Origin of the sequence: Mesorhizobium sp. M7D.F.Ca.US.004.03.1.1, from assembly GCF_003998635.1 — a bacterium.
GTDB classification, from domain to species: Bacteria; Pseudomonadota; Alphaproteobacteria; order Rhizobiales; family Rhizobiaceae; genus Mesorhizobium; species Mesorhizobium loti.
The window spans coordinates 1-6,149 of record NZ_RZQG01000323.1; the positions used below are offsets into that span (position 1 = coordinate 1).

The window sequence follows — 6,149 nt, forward strand, 5'->3', positions numbered from 1 at the left end:
TTCCAGGCTGGCGCGGGTCGAGAGTTCAATGCGCAGTGCGGCCAGCGGCAGGGGTGCCAGCAGCGCTTCTTCCTCGCCGCCCTCGACGATGCGGTCGCCGCAAAAGCGTGCCGCCGCCCAGGCAGCACCGGGCGTCGCGGCAAGCCCGGCACGGACATCGAAACCCTGGTGGAAGAAGCGCGACAGGATGTCGTCCAGCATGGCGCGTTCGCCGCCGAACAGATGGGTGCAGCCGGTGACGTCGAGAAACAGGCCATCTGCCTCGTCGAGCGCCACCAGCGGCGTGTAGCGGTCGCACCAGTCGGCAAGACCTTCGAGCAAGCGGCGGTCGGCCTCTGGATCGGCCTCGACGACGTCGATCGACGGATGCATGGCGCGCGCATCGGCGATGCCCATGTCGCGCTTCAGGTGCAGCGCCTCAGCCCGCTCGTCGAGGGCCGAGATGCGCTGCGCGTTGCGGTCGCGATGGCTGATCACGAGCGGTGGGTGAGATGGCGGCAGGTGATCCGACGGCCGGGAACGCCAGGACCGCCCCAGACGCTGCCGCAGGATTCTTTCCACGGCCAGATAGGGAAACCACAGGGACAGGATTCTTTGCCCGTTGTCTTCCCTCGCCCCTTCTTTCGTCGCCCGCTCTTTCGTCAAATGCGCGTTCATCGGGGTTCCACTCCAGTGTGAATTGTCCAGGCAGGGCCGTGCGGCTCTTGCCGATGGTGAGGGTGAAGGCCGGGCGGCCGATCGAGCCGGCGAGCGGCCCGGCGATGGTGTCGCGCGGCGCTGCCGGCGCCGAGGCGACGATGAGGCGGACGGGGGCGGCCGTCGGCTCGGGCTCGGCAGCCTGCCGCAGCAGGAACACCGGCCGGCCGGCCCCTTGCGCCCTTGCATGCAGCCGGCGTGTCGCGGTCAGGTCCAGCCGCTGCGGATTGCCGCGAATTTCCAGGATGACCGCGGCGAGCGCCGTCATCCGGGCCGCCTCCTCGGCGACCCACAGCGCATCGACAAGTCGGGGCGCCTCGGAAAACAGCAATTGCTCCGGCCCGATGCCGAACGAGCCGTGAAGCCCCCGGGCATAGGGAAAACCGGCCTCGCGGAAAATCTCCGTGGTGCCGATCCACAGCACCGGCAACCCCGGCGTTTGCTTGAGGATCAGGCTGGTGAGCGACAGGGCGAAACCGGCGACGGCCCCGGCATCGCGGGTTTGCGTGCCATGGATTTCGCTCAAGGCGGCCTTCGGCAGACCGCCGCTCAGGGCGACATCGAGGCGCCCGACGCCGATGGGCAGGAAAGCATCCGGCAACGCCGCGGCAATGCCGCGCCGGACGATTGTGAGATCGGTGTTGACGTCAGCATCGGAGGTCGCGGCAGCCGGCGCAGCCAAGCGCTCGGGCAGCGTTCCCTCGATTTTCGCGATCTGGCGGCGCAGGGCAAAAACAGTCTCCCGCGCCACGGCGGTCATCGCCATGACGGTCAGCTTCCACTCACAATTGTTCCTGTTATGTTCCTATAGATTCCAGAGGGTGCTGGAAGAGTCAAGCGGAGTCGTGGGGAATTTATTCCTCTCCGCCTGGATGGTGCAGGCGCATCAGCCCGTTCATTTGCCGATCACGGCGTGAAAGCCTATATGCCGGGATCAAAGGACAAAGCATGGCTCGCATCTACAAGACCCGCACCTGGCACGACGAACTCTCGCCCTCAATGGACGAAATGGAGTTCCTGGCGCTGGAGGCGTACGCCCATCTGCCGGAGGATTTTCGCAAGCTGACCGGCGAGATCGTCATCCAGATCGCCGAATTCCCGACCGACGAGATCATGGACGATCTGTCGCTGGAGACGCCGTTCGACCTGCTCGGCCTGTTCGAGGGGCGCGGCATCGCCGAACGCTGGAATCCGCAGACCGGCGAGGGTCCGAACCGCATCACGCTCTACCGCCGCGCCATCCTCGACTACTGGTCCGAAAACGAGGAAACGCTGGGCGACATCGTCACCCACGTGCTGATCCACGAGATCGGCCACCATTTCGGGCTGTCGGACGATGACATGGAGAAGATCGAAGAGGCAGCGGAGTAGGCTGTGCCGATATTCAGGTGAGGCCGGCCTGCAAATGGCGGTCCCCTGCGCTTCCGGTGCTCACGTACCCAAAAGTACGCTCCGCTCCGGTTCTCGGGCACCACCATTTTCGACTCGGCCTGACCTGAATCTCGACACAGCCTGCGCCGGCGCTTTGCAAATCTACCAATCACTCAGCTTGGTATCCGGCCTGTATTCCTGACCGTCGATATCCTTGACCACGGCCTGACCGCAGCGCATCGTCTTGGCTTTCTTGTCGTAGGCATAGGTCGGCGAGCCGAACAGGTGCCAGCCCTTGTTCAGCGCTGCCGTCACCTTGTGGCAAAAGCTGGCGTCGTCCGGGCCGGTCAGAAAGCGGTAGAGTTTCATGTCTCAAGTCCTGTCGTGAATAACCTTAGCCGATTTTTAGTTTAGCATGATCTCTGGACAAACGGACCGTTTGTCCGAGAAAACCGGTTCCCACTTTTCGGGATCATGCTTGATCATGCGCCGATGGCGGCGGCCTTCGCCAGCAGTTTTTCGGCCTGCGCCAGGTGCAGCCGCTCGACCATCTTGCCGTTCAGCGCGATCACGCCCTTGCCGGCATTCTCCGGCAGCGCGAAAGTATCCTTGACCAGGCGGGCCTCGGCCACCGCTTCCTTGGATGGAGCGAAGGCACGGTTTGCGGCTTCGACCTGGGCCGGATGGATGAGGCTCTTGCCGTCGAACCCCATGGCCGCCGCCTCGGTGCATTCATGGGCGAAAGCGTCGAGGTCGCGAAAATCGTTGGAGACGCCATCGAGCATGTCGATGCCGCCGGCGCGCGCGGCCAGCACCATCTGCATCAGCCATGGCACGAGATAGCGCCGGTCCGGTGTCGCCAGCACACCGGTGCCCTTGACCAGATCATTCGTTCCGGCAACGAAACAAGCCAATCGAGAGGCAGGGTCGCGGCCAAGTTCGGCGATGGCGCCGATGTTGAGAAGCGCCTTGGGCGTCTCGATCATCGCCCATAGATTCACGCTGTCGAGGGCAAAATTGTCGTCGAGCACATCGCCGGCCTCGAGCAGGTCGCGCGGCGTGTCGACCTTGGGCAACAGGATGCCGTCGGGTTCGCAGCTTGCCGCGGCCAGCAGGTCGTCGGCGCCCCATTCGCTGGCCAGCGCATTGATGCGCACGACCATCTCGCAGCGCTTGCCAATAGGGTCGGCAACCGGTCGGTTGGCGAAAATGCCGGCCAGTTTTTCGCGCGCGGCGATCTTGTCCGCCGGGACGACGGCATCCTCGAGGTCGATGATGACCGCGTCGCAGGAAAGCTGCGCGATCTTGGCCAGCGCCTTGTCGTTGGATGCCGGGATGTAGAGCACCGAGCGGCGCGGGCGATAGGTTTCCATAGGTGATCTATGCCGCGTGTGGTTGGTGGAGGCAAGCGCGTGCATTAAGGCTCGATCTCCCCCTTGTGGGGGCGCTGTCCGGCAGGACAGAGGGGGCCTGCCAGCTCTGGCCTCTGCACGAAAACTGCACACGCTTGCGGAAAACCTCCTCGGATCCGCCCTGCGATCTCCCCGCCGGCCTGCGAGACAGGCGGCATGCAAAAGCGAGCAAAACCCCGTCTGCCTCATCGGCTGCGCAGCGAAGGCTGGTGGCTGGCCGATCCGCCGCGCGCGAATCCGACGGCGATCCTCATCCCCTTTGTCCGCAAGAGCCCGCCGGCAATCCGGCGGAACGTCATCAGGAAAGCCAGGTCATGACAGCGTTGTTCTCCGCCGCACCGAGCTGTTGCAGCCGCCTTGGCGTTGCCGCCCTGCTGGTCGCGCTGGCGGATTTTCTGTTCTACGGCCAGCCCGCCGGGATCACGGTTTTCCTGTTCGCCCTCGTGATTGCCGCCGCGGTCGTCGCCGTGCATCCGGCGGCTTTCAGCGATGGCAGGGTCTGGCTCAAGCCCATCGCCCTGCTTGTCGCGCTGCTGCCGCTCGCCGAGACCGTCAGCGCCTTGTCGGTGTCAACTGCGCTGGCGGCGCTAGTCGTTTTCGCGCTTTCGCTGAGCGGGCGGCTGCGGCACAGCATCGCCCGCATTGCCGGCCAGATCGCGCTGTTCGGGCTGGCGGCGCCGTTCCGCTTCGCCAGTGATTTCATCCGCTGGCGCAAGACGGCGCGCCGCTTCGGCCGGCGCCGCGTCCGCCTCGCCGCCATCGCCGTCTGGGTGATGCCGCTGACACTGGGCGCGGTCTTCCTGGCGCTGTTCGGTGCCGCCAATCCGGTCATCGATTATTGGCTGTCGCTGATCGACCTTCTGAAACTGCTCGATCTCATCCAGCTTGCGCGGATTGCCTTCTGGCTGTTCGTGCTCGCCGGTGTCTGGGCTTTTCTGCGGCCACGGGTGCCGCGCCTGGTTCGCCGCATCCCGCGCGCGGCGCCGGCCGCCAGCATCCAAGCCGAGAGAACCGTCACCACCATCGAGGACATGCTGTTCGGCAAGGCTGCCATCCTTCGCGCGCTTATTGTCTTCAACATCCTGTTTGCGCTGCAGACGGCGCTCGACGCCACCTATCTGTGGGGTGGGGTGGCGCTTCCCGACGGGCTGAGCTACGCCGCCTACGCGCATCGCGGCGCCTATCCCTTGATCGTCACCGCGCTGCTTGCCGCCGGCTTCGTGCTGGCGGCGCTGCGGCCGGGCAGCGAGACATCGGCCGATCCGCTCATCCGCCGGCTGGTCTATGCCTGGGTGGCGCAGAACATCATGCTGGTCATCTCGTCGATCCTGCGGCTCGACCTCTATATCGGCATCTATGCGCTGACCTACTGGCGCGTCGCCGCCTTCGTCTGGATGGGGCTGGTGGCATCAGGCCTTGTCCTCATCATTGCCCGCATCGCGCTGGGAAAATCCAACGAATGGCTGCTGTCCGCCAATCTTCTGACGTTATCTCTGACGCTTTATGCCGGCTGTTTCATCAATTTCGCCGCAACGATCGCCAATTACAATGTCGACCATTCCTTCGAAATGACCGGCCAGGGCATTTCCCTCGACGCCTGGTATCTGCGCTCGCTCGGCCCGGGCGCGTTTCCGGCGCTCGACCGCTTCCTCGATCATCAGAGCCGGACGGCTGCCGCCAACAATCCGGTTGTTCGTGAGTTGGCGGAGCGGCGCGGCAGCGATGAAGGCTGGTACCGCGCCGTCCAGCAGAACTGGCGGGCCTGGAGCTTTCGCGACTGGCGGCTGCTCGGATATCTCGACAGCAAGGGGCCGTTCGTGGTTCCTGATCGTATCGAACCCCACATGCCGGGCCACTGATCCATGCCGCATCATATCCTCGTCGCCGACGATGATCCGCACATCCGCGAGGTGATCTGCTTTGCGCTGGAGAAGGCTGGCATGAAGACGCAAGGTGTGGCCGACGGCGCGGCTGCCCTGCAAGCGATCGGACGGCGCACACCCGACCTGGTCGTGCTCGACATCGGCATGCCGGAGATGGACGGACTGGAGGTCTGCCGGCGGCTCAGGCACACATCCGATGTGCCGGTGCTGTTCCTGTCCGCGCGCGACGAGGAGATAGACCGCATCCTCGGGCTCGAAATGGGCGGCGACGACTATGTGACAAAACCGTTCAGCCCGCGCGAGCTGGTCGCCCGCGTCAACGTCATCCTGCGGCGCGCGCGCCCGGCGGTGCCCGAACCGGCCGACGACAGGCAGTTTTCGCACGGCAAACTGGCTCTGGCGCCGGCCAGCCATGCCGCCAGCTTCGACGGCAAGCCGCTTGCCCTGACGGGGATAGAGTTCTCGATCCTGAAAGGGTTTCTGGCGCGGCCGGCGCATGTGCTCGACCGCGACGCGGTGATGGCCAGCGCCTATGCCGGCAAGATCCATGTCGCCGGCCGTACCGTCGACAGCCATATCCGCAACATCCGCGCCAAGCTGGCAGCAGTGGGTTGCCCTGATGTCATCGAGACGGTGCATGGCGTCGGCTTCCGGCTCGGCCGATGCGGCTGACGAGCAAATGGATCGGCCGCAAATGGCGGCCTCGCCTCGCCACGGTCGTCGTCGCCATCCTGATCCTGGTGATGGCCTTGCCGCTGGTCGGCCTGTTCTTCTTCCGGCTCTATGA

7 protein-coding genes are annotated in these 6,149 nt (G+C 65.0%); 3 read left to right on the top strand and 4 right to left on the bottom strand.

From position 1 onward, the window contains the following. A partial coding sequence (locus EN935_RS18500; RefSeq protein WP_164771196.1) for a DNA polymerase Y family protein occupies positions 1 to 477 on the bottom strand: 477 nt, incomplete at its 3' end. Then, positions 419 to 1,462, bottom strand: coding sequence for a hypothetical protein (locus tag EN935_RS42145; RefSeq protein WP_127373502.1), 1,044 nt, complete (start codon positions 1,460 to 1,462; stop codon positions 419 to 421). The genes EN935_RS18500 and EN935_RS42145, both read right to left, overlap by 59 nt. A gap of 182 nt (positions 1,463 to 1,644) precedes the next feature. Between EN935_RS42145 and EN935_RS18510 the strand changes: the two genes are divergently transcribed. After that, a complete protein-coding gene (locus EN935_RS18510; RefSeq protein ID WP_023763026.1) occupies positions 1,645 to 2,067 on the top strand; it encodes a metallopeptidase family protein in 423 nt (140 codons plus the stop codon). 162 nt (positions 2,068 to 2,229) lie between these two features. Here EN935_RS18510 and EN935_RS18515 read toward each other — a convergent pair whose 3' ends face one another. Continuing rightward, the gene (locus EN935_RS18515) at positions 2,230 to 2,436 is read right to left on the bottom strand and encodes a DUF1737 domain-containing protein (protein ID WP_127265431.1); all 207 of its coding nucleotides are present in this window, start codon (positions 2,434 to 2,436) and stop codon (positions 2,230 to 2,232) included. Positions 2,437 to 2,549: 113 nt separating this feature from the next. Continuing rightward, entirely contained in the window at positions 2,550 to 3,440 is an 891-nt protein-coding gene (locus tag EN935_RS18520) for a CoA ester lyase (protein ID WP_164757863.1), read from the bottom strand. 353 nt (positions 3,441 to 3,793) lie between these two features. Here EN935_RS18520 and EN935_RS18525 point away from each other — a divergent pair, with 353 nt between their 5' ends. Continuing rightward, positions 3,794 to 5,338 carry a DUF4173 domain-containing protein gene (locus EN935_RS18525; RefSeq protein WP_127265429.1) on the top strand — a complete coding sequence of 515 codons (1,545 nt, stop codon included), beginning with the start codon at positions 3,794 to 3,796 and terminating at the stop codon, positions 5,336 to 5,338. Between the two features lie 3 nt (positions 5,339 to 5,341). Beyond that, on the top strand, positions 5,342 to 6,034 hold the full coding sequence (locus EN935_RS18530; protein WP_127265428.1) for a response regulator transcription factor: 693 nt from the start codon (positions 5,342 to 5,344) through the stop codon (positions 6,032 to 6,034). Positions 6,035 to 6,149 lie beyond the last annotated feature (115 nt).

Excerpts from the sequence above, each read along its gene's own strand:
- EN935_RS42145 (WP_127373502.1), bottom strand. The coding sequence starts at position 1,462 with ATGGCGATGACCGCCGTGGCGCGGGAGACTGTTTTTGCCCTGCGCCGC.
- EN935_RS18510 (WP_023763026.1), top strand. The coding sequence starts at position 1,645 with ATGGCTCGCATCTACAAGACCCGCACCTGGCACGACGAACTCTCGCCC.
- EN935_RS18515 (WP_127265431.1), bottom strand. The coding sequence starts at position 2,436 with ATGAAACTCTACCGCTTTCTGACCGGCCCGGACGACGCCAGCTTTTGC.
- EN935_RS18520 (WP_164757863.1), bottom strand. The coding sequence starts at position 3,440 with ATGGAAACCTATCGCCCGCGCCGCTCGGTGCTCTACATCCCGGCATCC.
- EN935_RS18525 (WP_127265429.1), top strand. The coding sequence starts at position 3,794 with ATGACAGCGTTGTTCTCCGCCGCACCGAGCTGTTGCAGCCGCCTTGGC.
- EN935_RS18530 (WP_127265428.1), top strand. The coding sequence starts at position 5,342 with ATGCCGCATCATATCCTCGTCGCCGACGATGATCCGCACATCCGCGAG.